We start from the raw sequence: 19055 nt of genomic DNA, 5'->3' as shown, positions 1-19055 counted from the left end.
GGGAGCGCGGCGTTGCCGCAGCATCCGTCCGAGGAGGAATCGTGTCATCCCACCGAACGGGCGAGAACCGCGTCGTCGGCACGACGATCGGCGGTCGCTACACGATCGAGGAGCTGATCGGGCGCGGCGGGATGGCGACGGTCTACCGGGCGCGCGACGAGATCCTCGGCCGGTCGGTGGCGCTGAAGATGTTCGCCCCGGGCATCGACGACGCGCAGGACCTGCAGCGGAAGTCGTCCGAGATCCGGCTGCTCGCCGCCCTCAACCACCCCGCGCTGGTCACTCTCTACGACGCCGACGACGGCGGGGACGACACCGGCGGCCAGGCGTACATGGTGATGGAGCTCGCGGAGGGGCCGAGCCTCGCGGAGCGGCTCGCCAGTGGCCCCGTCGCGCCCAACGACGTCGCGTCGATGGCCGCCGATCTCGGCGAGGCCCTGCACACGGTGCACGCGGCCGGCGTGGTGCACCGCGACGTGAAGCCGTCGAACGTGCTGCTCGTGCCGAGCCCGCTGACCAGCCGCGAGTTCCGGCCCAAGCTCGCCGACTTCGGCATCGCCTACCTGATCGACGCCACCCGCATCACCTCGCCCGGCACGCTGATCGGCACGGCCGCCTACCTCAGCCCGGAGCAGGCGCACGGCGACGTGCTGACCTCCGCGAGCGACGTCTACTCCCTGGGGCTGGTGCTGCTCGAGTCGCTGACCGGGCGGCGTCCCTTCACCGGCTCGGCCATCGAGGTCACCCTCGCCCGGCTGCTGCGCGACCCCGAGGTGTCGGAGTCGCTCGGCGGCGGCTGGTCGGCGCTGCTGAACGCGATGACGCGGCGCGAGCCGGCGGAGCGGCCGAGCGCGATCGAGGTCGCGGAGTCGGCGCGCGCGCTGATCGATCCGCGGCGCGACGGGCCGCCCACGGCGATCGTCGTCCCGGACGTGATCCGCGCGGAGCCGGCCGGCCCGCCGCCGACGGAGCGGATGCTCGCCACCGAGCGCTTCGCTCCGACCTCCGCCGCGACCGAGCTGCTCGACGCGACCTCGGTGCTGCCCGCGGGGGCGACCGAGCGGCTCCCCGAGGCCGCGCCCGCGACCGCGACGACGACGTGGGTCGCGCCGAGCGCGCCCGCCGTTGCCCGGCGTCGCACCGGCCCGAGCCCGTGGCTGATCGTCCTGGTCCTCGCGCTCGTCGCCGTCGCGGTCGGTCTCGTGATCGTCCTGTTCGACGGTCCGCAGTCGCCGCTGCCCGCCGTCGACGGCGAGCTCGGCGAGCACCTCCGTCAGCTGCGCGAGAGCATCGGCTCATGAGGGGCGGGAAGCGCGTGAGGGGACTGCGCACGGGTCTCGGCCTGCGCACCGGCCTCCGACTGCGTGCCGGGGGAGCGGTGCTCGCCGCGGTGCTCGTGCTGTCGGGCTGCTCCGCCTCGGATCCGTCGATCGACGACGGCACCGCGCAGGCGCTCGACGACGCCGTCGTGGCGGTCGCCGAGAAGGCGTCGGCCGACGACTGGGAGGGAGCGCTGACCGAGCTCGACGCGCTCCAGGCGACGCTCGACGCGGCGATCGCGGGCGGGACGGTCCAGGCCGATCGTGCGAGCGCGATCCAGGCTCAGGCCGATCTGGTGCGCGCGGACCTCGGTGCGCTGATCGCCGCCGTGCCCGCGCCCGAGGAGTCGACCGCGCCCGTCCCCGAGGAGACCGCGCCCGCCGAGGAGGAGCCGCCGGCCGAGGAGACTCCCGAGGAGGAGACCCCGGCCCCGGTCGAGACCGCGGACGAGGAGCCGTCGCCGATTCCCGAGGAGACCGAGTCGACCGAGCCCTTGGAGCCGACCGAGCCGACCGAGCCGCCCGAGGAGGAGTCGCCGGCGCCCGTGCCGTCGGCGCCCGCCGTGGGCGCACCCGCGGTCGAGGCGCCGGTCGAGGAGCCCGTGGAGGCTCCGGGCACCGGCGGCAACGGCGGCGGTCGCAGCCCGTCGAGCGGGCAGAACCCGGGCAACGGGAACGGGCCCGGGAAGGGCTGAGCCCCTCCGACTCCGGGCGCTCACCCCTGCTCGCGGGTCCTACTCCTCTGTGCGCAGGACCGCGAAGTCGGCGCCGAGGTCGACGTCCACGTCGGTGCCGTCCGCGCGGGTGACCTCCACGTCGAACGCGTGGTCGGCGTCGTCGCTGCGCTCGGCCTCGGTCACCGTGCCGCCGCCGACCGCGGCGATCGCGGCCTCGCTCGCGCGGGTCAGCTCCTCGCCGACGAGGTCGTCGGGATCGACGGCGCCGGTCGTGGCGTCGTCCGTTCCGGCCGTGCCGTCCGTCGTGCCGGTCGTGCCGTCGCTGCCCGTGCCGGTCGCGCCGTCGCCGCGCACGGCGTCGTCGTCCTCCGGGTCGACCACGAGGACTCCGAAGGAGTCGTCGAGACGCACGTCGTACTCGAGGCCGTCGTCGCCGCGCAGCTCGAGCTCGTAGCCCGGCGTGCCGTCGTCGTCGCGCTCGGCCGAGGTGACGGTCCCGCCGCCGATCTCGCTGATCGCGACCTCGCTCGCGCGGTCGAGGTCCGCTCCGGTCAGCGCGTCCGAGCGCTCGAAGCCGTCGGTCGCGGCGAAGGCGATGCCCGTGCCGGCCCCGACGAGCACGACCGCGCCCACGACTCCGACGATGATCCCGGTCTTCTTCTTCATGATCCGCTCCGTCTCCGGCGCCGCTCGTCGACGCCGCAGCCACTGTCCCGCGGGCTCGCTGAAGCCACCCTGAAGCGACCGGAGGGCGTGGCCTCAGCCCAGCGGCACCCGCAGCGTCAGCCGCGCGCCACCCCACGGCGACTCCTCGACCGCGACGCTCCCGCCGTGCGCGGCAGCGATCTCGGCGACGATCGCCAGCCCCAGCCCGGAGCCGCCGGCGTCGCGGGCGCGCCCCTCGTCCAGCCGCACGAAGCGCCCGAGCACCCGCTCGCGCTCGGCCGGCGGAATGCCCGGACCGTCGTCGTCGACGACGATCACCGCCGCCTCGCCCTCGCCGCGGGTCGCGATCGCGAGCCGCGAGGCGCGGTGGCGCACCGCGTTGTCGACCAGGTTCCGCAGCGCCCGCCCGAGCAGCGCCTCGTCGGCCACCGCCTGCACCGGGGAGACCCCGGACGCGTCGACGGCGATCCCGGAGTCGCGCAGCCGCCGCACCTCGCGCAGCGCCAGGTCGTCGAGGTCGACCGGCGCAGCGAGCACCGCCAGCCGGGCCTCGTCGGCGCGCGCCAGCAGCAGCAGTCCCTCGATCAGGCCGCCCATCCGCACCGACTCCTCGGCGACCGTGGTCGCCAGCCGGGCACCGTCGAAGCGGTCGGGATGCGCGAGCGCCACCTCGGCGCTCTGGCGCAGGGCCGCGACCGGGGAGCGGAGCTCGTGCGAGGCGTCCAAGACGAACCGGCGCTGGCGCTCCTGGCCGTCCTCGAGGCGCCCGAGCATCCGGTTGAGCGTCTGCGCGAGCCGGTCGATCTCGTCGCCCGAGCCGGGCTCCGCGATCCGGCGGTCCAGGGCCGCGGCGGTCACCGCGTCCGCCTCCGCCCGCATGCGGTCGACCGGCCGCAGCGCCCGGCCCACGACGACCCGGCAGACGATCGCGACGAAGGCGATCAGCAGCGGCACGGCGACCGCGAGCAGCCCCGCGGTCGTCGCGAGCGCCTCCCCGCGGCCCTCGTCGGGCACGCCGACGACGAGGAGCGCGCCGTCGTCCAGCTCCTGGGTCGCGACCACGAGCGGATCCTCGTCCGCGGGCGTCGTCGCGAACGGCTCGTCGCGCTCCTCGGTCGCCAGCGCCGGCAGGTCCTCCGCGTCCTCGCCCGCGGCGACCACGCGCCCGTCGACGACCAGCTGCACCGCGCCCTCCGAGGCCCGCACCGCGGCCGCGCCGTCGTTCTCGACCAGGGTCGCGATCCGCTCCGCCTCGGTCTCGGCGGCCGTCGCGGCGCTGCCGGCGAGCACCGAGGACAGCACCAGCAGGAAGCCGGCCGCGCCGAGCACCGCCGCGAGGGCGACGACCGCGGTCGCCGCGAGCGTGATCCGGGTGCGCAGCGAGCGCCGGCCCCTCCCGACCGCGCCGCGCCTCCCGGCCGCGCCGCCCGTCACGGCTGCACCGAGTAGCCCGCGCCGCGCTGGGTGCGGATCGTCTCGCGGCCGAACGGCCGGTCGATCTTGTTGCGGAGGGTGCGGATGTAGACCTCGACGATGTTGGGGTCGCCGTCGAAGTCGAAGTCCCAGACCGCGCCGAGGACGTCGCGCTTGGAGACGACGTCGCCGGCCCGGGAGACGAGGTACTCGAGCACGCTGAACTCGCGCGCGGTGAGCGGGATCGGCACGCCGCCGCGCTCCACCCGGCGGGCGGCGGGGTCGAGCACGAGGTCGCCGACGACCAGCACGGTCGGGCGCTCGGCGGCGCCGCGGCGGATCAGCGCCCGCAGCCGCGCGACCAGCACCGGGAAGGAGAACGGCTTGGTGAGGTAGTCGTCGGCGCCGGTGTCGAGCGCCTCGACCTGGTCCAGGTCGCCGTCCTTCGCGGTCAGCATCAGGATCGGCGTCCAGTCCTCGGCCGCGCGCAGGCGCTCGCAGACGCGGAAGCCGCTGATGTCGGGGAGCATCAGATCGAGGACGATCGCCGCGTACTCCGCCTCCTGCGCGAGCCAGAGCGCGTCGGTGCCGTTCGCGGCGGTGTCGACCGCGAAGCCCTCGCCCTGGAGGCCCGCCTCGAGCGCGCGGAGCAGATTGATCTCGTCGTCGACGATGAGGATGCGGATGGGAGCCTCCCGGTCTCGGCGCGGACGCCCAGGTTAACCCGCCGGTCTCCGGGGTGCGCTAAGACGGGGCGGTGACCTCCCACGCCTCCCTCGCCCGCCGCCTGGGCACCCCCGACGCCGTCGTCATCGGGCTCGGCTCGATGCTCGGTGCCGGTCTCTTCTCCGCGTTCGCGCCCGCCGCCGCCGCGGCCGGCCCGTGGCTGCTGATCGGTCTCGCGCTCGCCGCGCTCGTCGCCTGGGCCAACGCCTCCTCGACGGCGCAGCTCGCCGCGCAGTACCCGCGCTCGGGCGGCGCCTACCTCTACGGCCGCGAGCGGCTCGGCGAGTGGCCGGGCTTCCTGGCCGGCTGGAGCTTCGTCGTCGGTAAGACCGCGAGCTGCGCGGCGATGGCGCTGACCGTCGCCGCCTACGCCGCCCCGGCCGGGTGGGAGCGGCCGGTCGCCGTCGCGGCGGTCGTCGCCCTGGTCACGGTGAACGTGCTCGGCGTGACGCGCACGGCGCTGGCGACGCGGATCCTGCTCTCGATCGTGCTCGTGGTGCTGGTCGTGGCGGTCGCGGCCGTCGCGGCCTCCGGGCCGTCCGCGGCGGGCGGGCCCTTCGACGCCGTCGCGGACCGGCCCTTCGACGCCTACGGCGTGCTGCAGTCGGCCGGCCTGCTGTTCTTCGCCTTCGCCGGCTACGCCCGCATCGCGACGATGGGGGAGGAGGTGCGCGACCCCGCGCGCACCGTGCCGCGGGCGATCCTCGGCGCGCTCGTGCTCGCCGTCGTGATCTACACCGTCGTCGGCGTCTCGCTGCTGGCCGCCCTCGGCGCGGACGGGCTCGCCGCCTCCACCCAGCCGCTCGTCGACGCGGCCGCTGCCTGGCCGTGGACGGCGCCGCTGATCCGCGCGGGCGCCGCCGCGGCGAGCCTCGGCGCGCTGCTCGCCCTGATCGCCGGCATCGGCCGCACGAGCCTGGCGATGTCGCGCAACGGCGACCTGCCGCGCGCGCTGGCGACGATCGACCCGGTGCGCAGCGTCCCGCGCCGCGCCGAGATCACCGTCGGTGCGATCATCGTCGTCCTGGTGCTCGTCGCCGACCTGCGCTCGGCGATCGGCTTCTCCTCGTTCGGCGTGCTGCTCTACTACCTGGTCGCGAACGTCGCGGCGCTGACGCAGGAGGCGCGGCACCGCCGTTACCCGCGCGTGCTGGCGGTCATCGGCGTGGCCGGCTGCCTGCTGCTCGTGGCGACCCTGCCGCCCGCCTCGATCGCGGGCGGCGCCGCGGTGCTGGCCGTCGGCGCCGCGTACCGGGTGATCACTCAGTCGCGGGTGCGGCGGAGCAGCCAGACGAAGTAGGGCGCGCCGACCAGCGCGATCATCAGGCCCGCGGGCAGCTGCGACGGCGCGATCAGCGTGCGGCCGAGGGTGTCGGCGACGAGGACGAGCAGCCCGCCGAGCAGCATCGCGACCGGCACGATGCGCCCGTGCCGCGCGCCGACCAGCGTGCGGGCCAAGTGCGGCGCGACCAGGCCGACGAAGCCGACGGTGCCGACGGCGACGACGGCCAGCGAGGCGAGCACGGCGGCCAGCGCGAGCATGCCCAGGCGGGTGCGCTCGGGCCGGACGCCGAGGATCCGCGGGGTGTCCTCGTCGATCGCCAGCAGATCGAGTCGGCGGCGCAGGCCCAGGAGCACCGGCAGCAGCACGAGGATCCCGACGGCGACCGGCAGGACGTCCGGCAGCGACCGGCCGTACGTGGTGCCGGAGAGCCAGGTGAGGATCCGCGGCGTCCGCCAGGGGTCGGAGCTCAGCAGGAGGAAGGCGGTCACCGCACTCAGGGCGTAGCCGGCGCCGATGCCGACGAGCACGAAGCGGTCCGGCTGCAGTCCGCCCCGCCAGGCGAGCAGGGCGATCGCCCCGAAGGTCACGAGCCCCGCGGCGACCGCCATCATGATCAGCACCGGCCGACCGCCGCCGCCGAGCCCGGTGGTGACGACGATCACAGCGCCGAGCCCTGCGCCCGCCGTGATGCCGAGCAGTCCCGGCTCGGCCAGCGGATTGCGCACGGTGCCCTGCACGGCGGTGCCCGCGAGGGCGAGCGCCGCGCCGGCGAGCACGGCCGCCGCGATCCGCGGTGCCCGTTCGTCGAGGGCGCGGGCGACGAGGTCCGGTGCAGCGCTCTGCAGCCAGAGGGCGACGTCGCCGAGCCGCAGCTGCAGGCTCCCCGCGAGCAGCGCGAGCACGATCGTCACCGCGAGCAGGACGCCGACGACCGCGAGCACGACCCGGAACCGCCGCGCCGTCCGCAGGGTCGAGTGGACCGTGCGTGCCGTTCGCGCCGCTCCGGCGTCGCGCATCCGCAGCGCGAGCACCACGATGACGAGTCCGCCGAGCACCGCGGTCGGGATGCCCGTCGGGATCGCCGTGGCCCCCTCCGGGCTGAGGATCGCGCGCAGCAGTGCGTCGGCGAGCACGATCAGCGCGGCGCCGATCAGCGCCGAGGCGGGCACCAGGAAGACGTGGCGGCGCAGCGCTGGGACCCGCGCCGCCAGCAGCCGGGTGAGGACGGGGGCGCCGAGCCCGACGAAGGCGATCGGCCCGGCCAAGGTGACCGAGGTGCTGGTGAGCAGCACCGCGCAGAGCAGGGCCAGCGCGCGGGTCGAGCGGACCGGGACGCCGAGCGTCGCGGCGCCGTCCTCGCCGAGACCGAGCACATCGAGGCGGCGCGAGAGCAGCAGGGCCAGTGCGAGGACGACGGCGATCAGCGGAGCCGCGCGGACCGAGGCGTCGATGTTCAGCTGCCCGAGCGAGCCGCTGCCCCAGGCGAAGAGCCCAGTCGTGTTCTCCCGGAAGAGGATCAGCAGCATCGCCGTGCCGGAGTCGAGCGCCATCGCGATGGCCGAGCCCGCCAGGATGAGCCGGGTGCTCGAGGTCCCCGCGGCCCGCCCGGTGAGCGCGAGCACGAGGGCCGCCGCGGCGAGACCGCCGAGGAAGGCGACTCCGCTCGACGCCCAGAGCGGCACCGACACCGAGAAGGCGGCCACCGCGGTCAGGGCGAAGTAGGCGCCGGCCGTCACCGCGAGCGTGTCGGGTGAGGCGAGGGCGTTGCGCGAGATCGACTGCAGCAGGGCGCCGGCGGCGCCGAGGGCGAGACCGACGGCGATGCCCGCGGACAGGCGCGGCAGCCGTGAGCCGGCGAAGACATCGGCCGCGGAGACCCCGCCGACCGACACCTCCTCGCCGAGGAGGGCGCGGAGCAGTCCGTCCGCGCCGATCCCCGAGGTGCCCTGGGTCAGGTGCCAGAGCCCGATGAGCACGACCGCGACCGCGAGGGCCGCGAGCACGCCGACGATGACGTCCACGAAGGCGTCGATGGCCTGCTCGCCCGACTTCGGACCGCCGGCGCCCCAGACGCCGGGCGGGAACTCGAAGGCGCGCCCCTGCTGCACGGCGGGCAGCGCGGCCCAGACCGGGCTCTTCGCGAGCTCGGTCACGTAGCTGTCGGCGGTGCCGTCGTTGGAGTAGACGAGGTTCGCCTCGCCGACCGCGGTCAGCCCCTCGATATCGGTCTGCGCGAGCCCGTAGGAGGGGTCGACGCCGCCGCTGCCGTAGGAGTCGTTGATCTCGTCGGTCCAGGCGCCCTCGAGGCCGAGCTCCTCGCCGAGCTCGGTGAAGAGCGCGCCCTTGCCGTAGGGGCGGATGACGACGTTGCCGCTCTCGATCCAGCCGTCGAAGAAGACGAACTCGGGCGTCGCGAGCGCGGCCTCGGCGACCTCGGTCTTCGCGTCGGCCAGGTGCTGGTCGAACTCCGCGAGCACCGCGTCGGCGCGCTCGGTCCGGCCGGTGGCCTCGCCGAGGAGCGAGAACACCTCCTTCATGTTGTCGATCTGACCGCTCGCGTCCGCGCCGATGGTCGCGAGCACGGGCACGTCGCGCTCCTCGAGCTGAGCGAGCAGGTCGTCGTCGGCGCTGTAGGCCTCCATCACGATCAGATCCGGGTCGAGCCCGTAGAGGGTGTCCAGATCGGGCTCGCCGCGCTCGCCGACGTCCGCAGTGCTCGCGGGCAGGGTCTCGGCGCTGACGTAGGTGGCGTAGTCCTCCGTCGAGGCGGCGCCGACCGGGGCGACGCAGAGCGTCAGCAGGTCCTCGGTCTGCTGCCACTCGAGCACGACGATCCGCTGGGCGGGGGCGTCGAGCTCGACGGTGCGGCCGAGGCTGTCGGTCAGCGAGACGGCGCCGGTGGCGGTCGGCGTGTCGTCGGCGGCGCACTCGGCGGAGTCGACAGTGCCGGCGGCGTCGGCGGTCTCGACGGCGGTGGTGCCGCAGCCGGTGAGCAGGAGCACGCCGGCGGCGGCCGCGGCGAGGGCCGTGGGGAGGAGGGGTGCGCGGGTCATTCTTCGGTGTCCTCTCGGGAACGGGCGGGGGTCGTCTCGTGCGGGCGGGAGTCGTGCAGGCGGCTGCTGTGCCGGCCGACGGGGTCGATGCGCAGGCGGCCGGTCCGCTCGTCCACGGCGACCTCGACCGGCAGCCCGTAGGCCGCCTCGATGTGCTCGGCGGTGAGCACCTCGATCGGGGCGCCCTCGGCGAGGACGCGGCCGTCGCTCAGCAGCAGCAGGCGGTCGGCGACGCGTGCGGCGTGATCGAGGTCGTGCAGGACGACGCCGACGGCGGCGCCGTGCACCTCGGCGAGATCGCGGAGGAGATCGAGCGTCTCGACCTGGTACCGGAGGTCGAGGTGGTTGGTCGGCTCGTCCAGCAGCACGACCCCGGTCTGCTGGGCGAGGCAGGCTGCGAGCCAGACACGCTGCAGCTCGCCGCCGCTGAGCTCGCCCGCGGCGCGCTCCGCCATCGACAGCACGCCCGTGGCGGCCATCGCCTGCTCGACGGCGTCGCGGTCCCGGGCCGAGGGGCCGGCGAAGGGGCGGCGGTGCGGGTGGCGGCCGAAGGTGACGACCTCGCGCACGCTGAGCCCCTGCGGCGCGGTGCGGCTCTGCGCGAAGAGGGTCACCTCGCGAGCGAAGTCGCGGCTGCTCAGCGCGGTCGCGGGGCGGTCGTCGTCGAGGGTGACGAGTCCGCCGCTGGGGGTGTGCAGCCGCGCCAGTGCGCGCAGCAGCGTCGACTTGCCGGAGCCGTTCGGCCCGACCAGCGCGGTCACCCGGCCGGGCTCCAGCTGCACCGAGACGCCGTCGACGACGGTGCGCTGACCGAAGCCGAGCACGAGGTCGGCACCGGCGAGGCGCGAGGGCGAGCGCGGAGGCTCGGGGGAGGGGTGCATGGGGAAGGCGGAGTCCTGCGTCTGAAGAGCGAGCGGGGAGGAGATCCGCTGACTAAGGGTTGGCTTACCTTCCTCAGGCTAGGTGGCCGCAGGATCGACCGCAATCGACTGCCGAGGACACCGCATAGAGCGTTCCGGCCACTCCGGCCCGCCGCGTCAGCTCGCAGAGGCCCCTGCGGCGCCGCGCTGATCCTGCGCGAACGCCCCGGGCGTGGTCCCCATCACCCGCTTGAAAGCGGCGATGAACGTGCTCGGGTGGGTGTGCCCCATCAGCTCCGAGACGTCCTGCACGCTGCGCCCCTCGGCCAGGAGCGCCACCGCGCGATGCGCCCGCAGCGCCTGCCGCCACTGCAGGAACGACAGCCCGGTCTGCGCGCGGAGCACCCGGGAGAGGGTCCGCTCGCCGACGCCGAGGTGCTCGGCCCAGTCGGCGAGCGTCCTCCGGTCGGTGGGGTCGTCGAGGAGGGCCGCGACCAGCGGCGCGAGCCGCTCGCCCTGCGGGACGGTGACGGAGTACTGCTCGCTCGACGGCGCGATCACGTCGAAGACCACCGCCTCCGCTCGCAGCCGCGCGGCCTCCTCGAGGTCGGTCCGCGAGAGCCGCGTGAGCAGGGCGGCCAGCACGGGCGTCACCTCGACGAGTGCCGGCACTGCGATCGGCACCGGTGAGCGCTCCGGATCGAACAGGGCGTCGCAGAGCGCTGTGCGCGCCGTCGTCCGTCCGGCGTGCTCCGTCCCGGCCGGGATCCAGACGCCGAAGCCGTCGGGCACGGTCAGGATCCGATGCTCGAGGCGCACCGTCATCGTCCCGCCGCGGACCCAGACCAGCTCGTGGAGCTCGTGCCGGTGCGGCGCGAACTCGTGCGGCGCCTCGAGCAGGACGCTGCCGGCCGCGATCGCGAACGGCTCCTCGATCCTCGTCGGCGCACCGGTGTCGGCGACGACGACGGTGCTCGGCTCGCGCCGCCAGGTGCCCCGCGCGCTGTCCTCGTCCATGCCCACGATCTTAGGAAGTGCCCGCGTCGGGGCAGACTGGCGCGGTGACCCGAGTGCCGACGACAGCAGCGCAGACCCCCACAGCAGCGCGGATCCCCTCCGCAGCGCAGGCCTTCCGCGACCGCCTCGTGGAGCACATCGACGCCACGGGATTCGGCGCCCACGGCCTGCACGTGCTGATCGGCGACGACGCAGCCGAGCACCGCTGGACTCCGGACGTGCGCGAGGACGTGCACTCCGTGGCCAAGGGTGTCTGCGTGCTGGCCGCGGGGCTGGCCGTCGATGACGGCATGATCTCGCTCGACGAGCCGCTGGGACCGCTGTCCGCGGACGTCTCCACCGACCTCGGCGAGGGAGTCGCCGAGCTCACGCTGCGCCGGCTGCTGAGCATGACCAGCGGCATCGACCTGCCCTGGTCGCCCACGCTGATGACGGACTGGCGCGACCTCGCCGTCGAGTTCCTCCGCCGCCCCTCCCGGGGGCCCGTCTTCCAGTACTCCAACGCCGCGAGCTACACCGCGATGCGGCTCCTGGAGACGCGCGTGGGCGACGTGGGGGACTACGTCGACCGCAGGCTGCTGCGGCCACTCGGGATCGAGGGCGCGGAGTGGGAGCGCTGCCCGAGCGGGCGCATCGTCGCCGGCAGCGGGCTCGCCCTGCGCACGGAGGAGACGGCCCGGATCGGCCGCCTGATCCGAGACCGCGGACTGTGGCGCGGCGAGCGGCTCCTCGCCCCTGAGTGGAGCGACGCGCTGCACTCCGACTGGGTCGCAGCGGGCACGGGGCCGGGCTATCAGCGCTACGCCCTCGCCGGCTGGGACGGCCCCGGCGCCTGCTGGCGCCTGCACGGCGCGTACGGGCAGCTGCTCGTCTTCGCGGGCGACGCCGTGGTGACGATCAGCGCCGACGACCATCCGGGCGCCGATGCGGTCGCGGCGTTCATCGCGTCGGAGCGGGCGGTCGCCGTCGACTGACGGCCCGCCCGCTCCCGCGAGGGTCTACTCGTCGCGGTCGGTGTACTCGCCCTCGCCGGTGGTGTCGGGGCCGGTGCCTTCGGTGTCGACGTAGGAGCCCTTCTCGGTGCTCGACTCCTCGTGCGAGGAGGTGTCGACGTAGCTGCCCTCCTCGTCGCCGGAGGTGTGCGAGACGCCGTCGGTCTCGGTGTACTCGCCCTCGTCGGAGGTGTCGGTGCCGGGAGCCGTGCCGGAGTCGTCCGCGACGGCGCCGTCCGCGACGTGGCGGCCGCGTCGGGTCGTCTCCTCGGTCGTGCTGCCGTTCTCGCTGGTCGTGGTGGTCTCGAACTCGTCGTCGTGTGCCATGGCGGTCTCCTCGCCTCATCGCGTCGGGTGGATGCACTCGACGATCCAGCACCGCGACCGCCTGTGCAAGCCGTTGCGGCTGCACATCCGCGCACCTCGGCACCCGTCCGGCGAACACTCCGCGGCCCGAGCGCAACTCCTGTCGCGATGTCCCCGGTGCCGCCTAGCCTCCGAGCATGACTGCACGGACTCGCACCCGCTGGGGCGTCATCGGCCAGCTCGGCCCCCTCTTCGACGACGGAGGCCCGATGCTGCTCGTCGAGGCGCGCTCGGCCTTCGGGCGCCGGCCGATGCACCGCGCGAAGGCGCAGCTGCTGCTCTCGGCGCTGCGCCACCGCGGCCGCGAGCTCGGCGACCGCGTCGAGTACGTCCGCGCCGAGACCTTCGCCGAGGGCCTCGCGGGCCGCGACGACCTCGAGGTGATCGACCCGCCGACCCGCGGCGGCCGCCGGCTCGCCCGCCGGATGGGGATGAGCATCCTCCCCAGCCGCGGCTTCGTCACCGAGGAGGAGGACTTCCGCGAGTGGGCGCTCGCGAAGTCCGGCAAGCGCCTGCTGCTGGAGGACTTCTACCGCTGGAGCCGCGAGCGCACCGGCGTGCTGATGCGCGGCGACCAGCCCGAGGGCGGCCGCTGGAACTACGACCACGACAACCGCAACCCGCCGCCCAAGGGCGCCTCGCGGCTCGGGCTGCCCGATCCGTGGTGGCCGGAGGAGGACGACATCGACGAGGAGGTGCGCGCCGATCTCGCCCGCTGGGAGAGCGAGGGCGCGATCCACCTCGTCGGCGAGGACGGCCCGCGCCGGTTCGCGGCGACCCCCGCGGAGGCGGAGGCGGCGCTCGCCGACTTCGTCTCGTCGCGGCTCGGCGACTTCGGCACCTACGAGGACGCGATGCTCTCGGGCGACTGGACGATGGCGCACTCGCTGCTGAGCGCGCCGCTCAACCTCGGCCTGCTCGATCCGCGCGCGGTGATCGACGCCGCCGCGGCCGAGCACGCCTCGGGCGGCGCTCCGCTCTCGAGCGTGGAGGGCTTCGTCCGGCAGATCCTCGGCTGGCGCGACTACGTCTGGCACCTGTACTGGCACCTCGGGCCGGACTACCGCCACCGGAGCAACGCACTCGGCGCGAAGGCCCCGCTGCCCCAGCAGCTGCTCGATCTCGATCCGGCCGGCATCGAGGCGAACTGCCTGCACGAGACGCTCGACGACGTGCGCCGGCACGGCTGGGCGCACCACATCCAGCGCCTGATGGTGCTCGGCAACTGGGGCCTTCAGCGCGGCTGGGACCCGGCCGAGCTGAACGACTGGTTCGTCGACGTCTTCGTCGACGGCACGGAGTGGGTGATGCCCGCGAACGTGATCGGCATGTCGCAGCACGCGGACGGCGGGATCGTCGCGACCAAGCCGTACTCCTCCGGCGGCGCGTACATCAACAAGATGTCGGACTACTGCGGCGGCTGCCGCTTCAACCCGAAGGTGCGCCTGGGCGAGAACGCCTGCCCGGTCACGGCCGGCTACTGGGCGTTCCTCGACCGCACCGAGCCGGTCCTCCGCGGCAACCACCGGATGGCGCAGCCCCTCGCGGGCCTGCGCGCCCTCTCCGACCGCGCCGCCGTCGTCGACCAGGAGCGCCACCGCGAGAGCTACTGACCCGCGGAGCGGGCGCGCCCCTGCTGATCGAGCAGCCCGCGGAGCGGCCCCCGCTCCTGCTGATCGAGTAGCCCGCGCAGCGGCCTGCGCTCATGCTGATCGAGTAGCCCGCACAGCGGCCTGCGCTCATGCTGATCGAGTAGCCCGCACAGCGGCCTGCGCTCATGCTGATCGTGCAGCCCGCGCAGCGGCCCCGCTCATGCTGATCGAGCAGCCCGCGCAGCGGGCGTATCGAGATCCACCGTTCTGCAGACGCGGGGTCTCTATACGCGCTGCGCGCTACTCGACCGGCATGAAGGGGAGCGCGCCGATGAGCGGCATCGAGCGGATCGGATCCGCTCAGCTCGCGCGGTACACGGACACCGTGACGGCGACGGTGACCTCGGTGGTGTCCTCGCGGCCGGCCAGCAGCGCGTCGACCGCGCCGGCGTCGACGTGGTGCGCGCTCGGCCCCATCAGGACCTCGGCGCGCAGCTCGCCGGGGGTCATCGCGACCGCGTAGTCGAGCTCCTCGCGCGCCACCCGCTCGAAGCCCTGCAGCTGCTCGTCGAGCCGCTCGGCCTTGCCGGCGTCGATCCCGAGCATCCCGAACACCGGGCGGATCTCGCCGAGGTGGCGCTCGCGGGGCGTCACCACGACGGCGACGCCGCCCGGGCGCAGCACCCGCAGCATCTCCGGCGCGTTCCGCGGCGCGAAGACCGTCAGCAGGGCGTCCGCGCAGCCGTCGGCGAGCGGCAGCGGCTGCCACAGGTCCGCCGTCGCGATCGCGGCGCGAGGATGCGCCCGCGCCGCCCGCCGCGCGGCCGCCGCGGACAGATCGAGCCCCAGCCCGCTCGCCTCCGGCCGCGCGTCGAGCACCGCCGCCAGATACGCTCCGGTCCCGCAGCCGAGGTCGACGACCAGCCGCGCGTCGACCGGCACGGCCGCGGCGACCGCGTCCTGGATCGCCCGGTAGTGCCCCGACCCGAGCAGCGCGTCGCGCGCCTGCACCATCGCGGCGGTGTCGCCCGACGTCGCGTGCCGCCCGCGCAGCAGCGAGACATAGCCCTGGCGCGCCAGGTCGGCGCTGTGGCCGAGCGGGCAGCGCAGGAGCGACGGCCTCGGCAGAGCGTCCGGCGCGAGAGCGGCGGAGCAGACCGGGCAGGCGAGCGCGGGCAGGACCGCCGACCCGGGGACGCCCGCCGGGTCGAAGGGGTGCCGGCTCACGCGGGCCGCCCCGGTTCGTGCCGCATCGCCGTGATCGCCGAGTTCAGCGTCGCGATGACCGGCACCGCGAAGAGCGCGCCGGCGAGCCCGGCGACCTCGAGCCCGGTCGCGACGCCCAGCACCACCGCGAGCGGATGCACCTTCACCGCCGTGCCGAGGATGAGTGGCTGGAGCACGTGCCCCTCGAGCAGGTGCACGACGACGACCACGCCGATCATGATCAGCGCCGCGACCGGCCCGCTGAACAGCAGTGCGACGACGGCGGCCAGCGCCCCCGTCACGATCGCGCCGAGGAAGGGCACGAAGGAGCCGAGGAACACCACGATCGCGATCGGCACGACCAGCGGCAGCTGCAGGGCGAGCGCGCCGATCCCGATCCCGATCGCGTTGATCGCGGCGACACCGAGCTGAGCGCGGACGAACTGACTGAGCGTCTCCCAGCCGGCCGCCGCTCCGGTGTCCAGCGGTGAGCGCGCGGCGCGCGGCATCAGCCGGAGGAACCAGGTCCAGATCCGCCGGCCGTCCAGCAGCAGGAAGATCAGCGAGAAGAGGGTGAGCAGGGTGCCCGCGAACACCTCCGCGACCTGCGAGCCGACGGCGAGCGCCCCGGAGGCGATGGTCGACGCCTGGGTGTCGGCCCAGTCGATCGCCCGCTGCGCCCAGTCGCCGAGCTGCACGTCGGTGAAGCCGAGCGGCGGGCCCTGCAGCCACGCCTCGACGTCGTCCACCGCGTCGAGCGCCCGCTGCCCGACGCCGCCGAAACCGGCGCGCGACTGCACGACGACGAGCCCGATCAGACCGACGAGGGCGAGCAGGAGCGCCAGGATCGAGAGGAGCACGGCGAGTGGCCGCGGCAGCCGCCAGCGCTCGAGCCGGTCGCGCAGCGGCGTGAGCAGGGCCGTCACCAGGAGCGCGATCAGCACCGGCACGACGACGACCGGCACCAGCGCGACCAGCTTCACGACCAGCCAGAGCAGCGCGGCGACGGCCAGCACGCGCCAGCCCCAGGCGGCCGCGATCCGCATGCCGGGGGAGACGTCGTGGAGCTCGTCGGCCGGAGCGGCGGGAGCGGCGGCGACGGGAGTGGCCGTAGCGGGAGCGGCGGGACCGGAAGCAGCGGCCGGAGGGGTCGCCGCAGCGTCGCGTCCCCCGTCGCGCGGCCGGCGTCCTCGCATGTCCCCTCCGATTTCCCTCGCAGTGTACGACCGCGGCGGCGGGCCCCGCCGGGAGAGTGCGCCATCCACGACGGATCCGGTTGCACAAAGGCCCGATCACTGACGTAATGGAGGCATCATGGCCTCGAAGAGCACGGTTTTCGAACGATCAGCACCCGCCCCCTCCGTCGTCGACCACGCGCTGGCCGGCACGCGGCGCGGCGTGCCCTGGCTCGAGGGCGCCCCCGCACCCCGCCCGGCTCTCGTCGGCGCCGTCCGCGCCGATCTCGTGATCGTCGGCGGCGGCTACACCGGCCTCTGGAGCGCCCTGCGCGCGAAGGAGCGCGACCCGGGCCGCCGCGTGGTGCTGCTCGAGGCCCGCTCGCTCGGCTGGGCCGCGTCCGGCAGGAACGGCGGGTTCGTCGAGTCGAGCCTCACCCACGGCCGCGAGAACGGCCTCGCGCGCTGGCCGGCCGAGGCCGCGCGGCTCGAGCGGCTGGGCGTGCTGAACCTCGACGGCATCCAGGAGACCGTCGCCCGCTACGCGATGGACTGCGACTTCGAGCGCACCGGCTCGCTCGCGGTGGCGGTGGAGGAGTACCAGGTCGGCCCGCTCGCGGACGGCGACGGCGTCGCGGGCGGCCGCTTCCTCGACACCGCCGAGATCCGCGCACTCGTCGACTCGCCGATCTTCCTGGCCGGTCTCGCCGCGCCCGCCGAGCAGTGCGCCCTGGTGCACCCCGGCAAGCTCGTCCGCGAGCTGGCGCGGGTCGCGGAGGAGCTCGGCGTCGAGATCCACGAGGACAGCCGCGTGCTCGGCCTCGAGCGCGACGGCTCCGGAGTCCTCGTCCGCACCGCGGCGGGCTCCGTGACGGCGTCCCACGCGATCCTCGGCACCAGCGCCTTCCCCTCGCTGCTCGCCCGCACCCGGCTGCTGACCGTCCCGGTCTACGACCACGTCCTGATGACCGAGCCGCTCGACGCCGCCCAGCTGGCCTCGATCGGCTGGACCGGCCGCGAGGGCGTCAGCGACGTCGCGAACCAGTTCCACTACTACCGCCGCACCGCCGACGACCGGATCCTCTGGGGCGGCTACGACGCGGTGTACCACCCGGGCGGCCGGATCCGCGCCGCCTACGAGGACCGCCCCGAGACCGACCGCGCGCTCGCCGCGCACTTCCTCACCACGTTCCCGCAGCTGGAGGGCCTGCGCTTCAGCCACCGCTGGGCCGGGGTGATCGACACCAGCACGCGCTTCGCCGCCTTCTACGGCACGGCGCTCGCCGGTCGCGTCGCCTACGCCGCCGGCTACACCGGGCTCGGCGTCGGGACGACGGCGTTCGCGGCCGACGTCCTCCTCGACCTGCTCACCGGCGAGCCCACCGAGCGGACCGAGCTGGAGATGGTCCGCAAGCGCCCGCTGCCCTTCCCGCCCGAGCCCTTCGCGACCGCGGGGATCCAGGCCACCCGCTGGTCGCTCGACCGCGCCGACCACGACGACGGCCGCCGGAACCCGCTGCTGCGGACCCTGGACGCGCTCGGGCTCGGCTTCGACTCCTGAGCTGCGCCTCTGGACGGATTCCGCCTCCTGGCGGATTCCGTCTCCCGACGGGCTCCGCCTCCTGACGGCGGCGCCCGCCCGGTAGCGTGCTCTGCGGGGGCACCGCCGGGTGCGGGAGGGACACGGATGCCGACGACGACGCTCACGGCCGTGCTCGCGATCACCGGAGCGGTGGCCGGCGCCGTCCTCGTCGTCAGCGGAGTGCTGAAGCTCGGCCGCACGGAGCGGTTCCGCGCCAGCCTCGTCGCCCTCGGCCTGCCGGACCGGCTCTCCGCGGGCCCGCTCTTCGCCCGCGTCTTCCCCGTCCTCGAGATCGCGCTCGGCCTCGCGATCCTCCTCGCCCCCGCGCCGCTGCACCGCGTGCCGCTGCTCGGCGCGGTCGTCCTCGACGTCGTCTTCCTCGTCGTCGCAGTCCGGGCGGTGCGCGCCCCGGAGCCGGTGGAGTGCGAGTGCTTCGGCGGTCTCGGCGACGCGCGGATGACCGGCCGCACCGTCGCGCGGAACGCGGTCCTCCTCGCGCTGGCCCTGGCAGGTCTCGTCGGGGCGGCATCCGCGACTCGGCTGATCGCCTGGTGGCTGCCGGCCGCCGTCGCGGTGCTGCTCGCGCTCGCGCTGGTGCCGGTGCGCGACCGCCTCGCCGCCCGCGCGACCGCCGCCGCGCCCGCCGCGCCCTCCCGACCCGCCTCGGCCCCCGACCTCGACGCCCTCGTCCTCCTCACCGCGGCCGGCGAGCCGATCGCCCTCGCCGAGTGGGCGGACCCGCCGACGCACCTCGTCTTCTTCTCGCCGTCCTGCATCTCCTGTCACGAGCTGGTCGAGCGCTTCCGCTGGTGGCCGAACGGCCTGCGCGAGGGCGAGGAGCTGATGCCCGTGTTCCTCGGCGCACCCGCCGACTTCGCCGCGCACGAGGTCTTCGCCCCGCTCGTCGAGCACGCGCTCTACGACCCCGACCGCTCGGTCGCGGCGGCGGTCGGCCGCGGCGCGACTCCCGGCCACGTGCTGCTGAGCCCCGCGCACCCCGTCGGCGACGGCTGGACCAGCGGCTGGTTCGAGATCGAGCGGCAGGTGCTCCGCCCCGACTTCTTCGAGGACGTCCACCGAGGCGCCGTCGCCCCGGCGCCCGGTCCCGCCGAGCACGCCTGACCCG

General features: G+C 75.0%; 16 protein-coding genes. 7 read left to right on the top strand and 9 right to left on the bottom strand.

The genetic code is table 11. From position 1 onward, the window contains the following. The first annotated feature begins 41 nt into the window (after positions 1–41). Together HQQ82_RS11165 and HQQ82_RS11160 are read left to right on the top strand one after the other, a co-directional pair. Positions 42–1301, top strand: a complete 1260-nt coding sequence (locus HQQ82_RS11165; RefSeq protein WP_173233168.1) for a serine/threonine-protein kinase — start codon at positions 42–44, stop codon at positions 1299–1301. After that, positions 1298–2014, top strand: a complete 717-nt coding sequence (locus tag HQQ82_RS11160) for a hypothetical protein (RefSeq protein WP_173233166.1) — start codon at positions 1298–1300, stop codon at positions 2012–2014. The genes HQQ82_RS11165 and HQQ82_RS11160 overlap by 4 nt, the downstream gene beginning before the upstream one ends. Positions 2015–2053: 39 nt before the next feature. Here the strand turns inward: HQQ82_RS11160 and HQQ82_RS11155 are convergent, their stop codons facing one another. The 3 genes from HQQ82_RS11155 to HQQ82_RS11145 form a co-directional block, all read right to left on the bottom strand. Continuing rightward, a complete protein-coding gene (locus HQQ82_RS11155; protein WP_173233164.1) occupies positions 2054–2662 on the bottom strand; it encodes a PepSY domain-containing protein in 609 nt (202 codons plus the stop codon). Positions 2663–2755: 93 nt separating this feature from the next. Beyond that, positions 2756–4096: a HAMP domain-containing sensor histidine kinase gene (locus tag HQQ82_RS11150; protein WP_173233162.1), complete on the bottom strand. Its 1341-nt coding sequence runs from the start codon at positions 4094–4096 to the stop codon at positions 2756–2758. Continuing rightward, a complete protein-coding gene (locus tag HQQ82_RS11145; RefSeq protein ID WP_173233834.1) occupies positions 4093–4761 on the bottom strand; it encodes a response regulator transcription factor in 669 nt (222 codons plus the stop codon). Before HQQ82_RS11145 ends, HQQ82_RS11150 begins: the two co-directional genes overlap by 4 nt. A 71-nt stretch (positions 4762–4832) precedes the next feature. Here HQQ82_RS11145 and HQQ82_RS11140 point away from each other — a divergent pair, with 71 nt between their 5' ends. Further along, positions 4833–6101 (top strand): APC family permease, encoded by a 1269-nt coding sequence (locus tag HQQ82_RS11140; RefSeq protein WP_173233160.1) that lies wholly within the window; start codon positions 4833–4835, stop codon positions 6099–6101. Here the strand turns inward: HQQ82_RS11140 and fhuB are convergent. The 3 genes from fhuB to HQQ82_RS11125 all read right to left on the bottom strand — a co-directional run bounded on the left by fhuB (position 6065) and on the right by HQQ82_RS11125 (position 11016). Continuing rightward, positions 6065–9139, bottom strand: coding sequence for a Fe(3+)-hydroxamate ABC transporter permease FhuB (gene fhuB / locus HQQ82_RS11135; protein WP_173233158.1), 3075 nt, complete (start codon positions 9137–9139; stop codon positions 6065–6067). The genes HQQ82_RS11140 and fhuB overlap by 37 nt on opposite strands. Beyond that, positions 9136–10020 (bottom strand): ABC transporter ATP-binding protein, encoded by an 885-nt coding sequence (locus HQQ82_RS11130; protein WP_173233156.1) that lies wholly within the window; start codon positions 10018–10020, stop codon positions 9136–9138. The genes fhuB and HQQ82_RS11130 overlap by 4 nt, the downstream gene beginning before the upstream one ends. 156 nt (positions 10021–10176) lie before the next feature. Beyond that, complete coding sequence (locus tag HQQ82_RS11125; RefSeq protein WP_173233154.1) at positions 10177–11016, bottom strand: helix-turn-helix domain-containing protein; 840 nt, start codon at positions 11014–11016, stop codon at positions 10177–10179. Positions 11017–11060: 44 nt separating this feature from the next. On the opposite strand from HQQ82_RS11125, the gene HQQ82_RS11120 reads away from it, so the two are divergent. Continuing rightward, positions 11061–11990, top strand: a complete 930-nt coding sequence (locus tag HQQ82_RS11120) for a serine hydrolase domain-containing protein (protein ID WP_367947934.1) — start codon at positions 11061–11063, stop codon at positions 11988–11990. 24 nt (positions 11991–12014) lie between these two features. Here the strand turns inward: HQQ82_RS11120 and HQQ82_RS11115 are convergent, their stop codons facing one another. After that, complete coding sequence (locus tag HQQ82_RS11115) at positions 12015–12335, bottom strand: hypothetical protein (protein ID WP_173233152.1); 321 nt, start codon at positions 12333–12335, stop codon at positions 12015–12017. 176 nt (positions 12336–12511) lie between these two features. Here HQQ82_RS11115 and HQQ82_RS11110 point away from each other — a divergent pair, with 176 nt between their 5' ends. Beyond that, on the top strand, positions 12512–13987 hold the full coding sequence (locus HQQ82_RS11110; RefSeq protein WP_173233150.1) for a cryptochrome/photolyase family protein: 1476 nt from the start codon (positions 12512–12514) through the stop codon (positions 13985–13987). Between the two features lie 339 nt (positions 13988–14326). On the opposite strand, the gene HQQ82_RS11105 is transcribed toward HQQ82_RS11110, so the two are convergent. Further along, on the bottom strand, positions 14327–15193 hold the full coding sequence (locus tag HQQ82_RS11105) for a methyltransferase domain-containing protein (protein WP_216848529.1): 867 nt from the start codon (positions 15191–15193) through the stop codon (positions 14327–14329). Next, the gene (locus HQQ82_RS11100; RefSeq protein ID WP_173233149.1) at positions 15190–16368 is read right to left on the bottom strand and encodes an AI-2E family transporter; all 1179 of its coding nucleotides are present in this window, start codon (positions 16366–16368) and stop codon (positions 15190–15192) included. The genes HQQ82_RS11105 and HQQ82_RS11100 overlap by 4 nt, the downstream gene beginning before the upstream one ends. A 118-nt stretch (positions 16369–16486) precedes the next feature. Here HQQ82_RS11100 and HQQ82_RS11095 point away from each other — a divergent pair, with 118 nt between their 5' ends. Together HQQ82_RS11095 and HQQ82_RS11090 are read left to right on the top strand one after the other, a co-directional pair. Next, positions 16487–17908: an FAD-binding oxidoreductase gene (locus HQQ82_RS11095; protein ID WP_173233147.1), complete on the top strand. Its 1422-nt coding sequence runs from the start codon at positions 16487–16489 to the stop codon at positions 17906–17908. A gap of 126 nt (positions 17909–18034) precedes the next feature. Next, positions 18035–19051 (top strand): MauE/DoxX family redox-associated membrane protein, encoded by a 1017-nt coding sequence (locus HQQ82_RS11090; RefSeq protein WP_173233145.1) that lies wholly within the window; start codon positions 18035–18037, stop codon positions 19049–19051. Positions 19052–19055 lie beyond the last annotated feature (4 nt).

The sequence above is a fragment of the Rathayibacter sp. VKM Ac-2856 genome (assembly GCF_013205055.1).
Classification (GTDB): domain Bacteria; phylum Actinomycetota; class Actinomycetes; order Actinomycetales; family Microbacteriaceae; genus Rathayibacter.
Note: the sequence above shows the minus strand (reverse complement) of the source record. Positions and strands in the feature narration are given on the sequence as shown.

Coding starts and splice junctions, on each gene's coding strand:
- HQQ82_RS11160 (WP_173233166.1), top strand. CDS start 1,298: ATGAGGGGCGGGAAGCGCGTGAGGGGACTGCGCACGGGTCTCGGCCTG.
- HQQ82_RS11155 (WP_173233164.1), bottom strand. CDS start 2,662: ATGAAGAAGAAGACCGGGATCATCGTCGGAGTCGTGGGCGCGGTCGTG.
- fhuB (WP_173233158.1), bottom strand. CDS start 9,139: ATGACCCGCGCACCCCTCCTCCCCACGGCCCTCGCCGCGGCCGCCGCC.
- HQQ82_RS11130 (WP_173233156.1), bottom strand. CDS start 10,020: ATGCACCCCTCCCCCGAGCCTCCGCGCTCGCCCTCGCGCCTCGCCGGT.
- HQQ82_RS11125 (WP_173233154.1), bottom strand. CDS start 11,016: ATGGACGAGGACAGCGCGCGGGGCACCTGGCGGCGCGAGCCGAGCACC.
- HQQ82_RS11115 (WP_173233152.1), bottom strand. CDS start 12,335: ATGGCACACGACGACGAGTTCGAGACCACCACGACCAGCGAGAACGGC.
- HQQ82_RS11110 (WP_173233150.1), top strand. CDS start 12,512: ATGACTGCACGGACTCGCACCCGCTGGGGCGTCATCGGCCAGCTCGGC.
- HQQ82_RS11100 (WP_173233149.1), bottom strand. CDS start 16,368: ATGCGAGGACGCCGGCCGCGCGACGGGGGACGCGACGCTGCGGCGACC.
- HQQ82_RS11095 (WP_173233147.1), top strand. CDS start 16,487: ATGGCCTCGAAGAGCACGGTTTTCGAACGATCAGCACCCGCCCCCTCC.
- HQQ82_RS11090 (WP_173233145.1), top strand. CDS start 18,035: ATGCCGACGACGACGCTCACGGCCGTGCTCGCGATCACCGGAGCGGTG.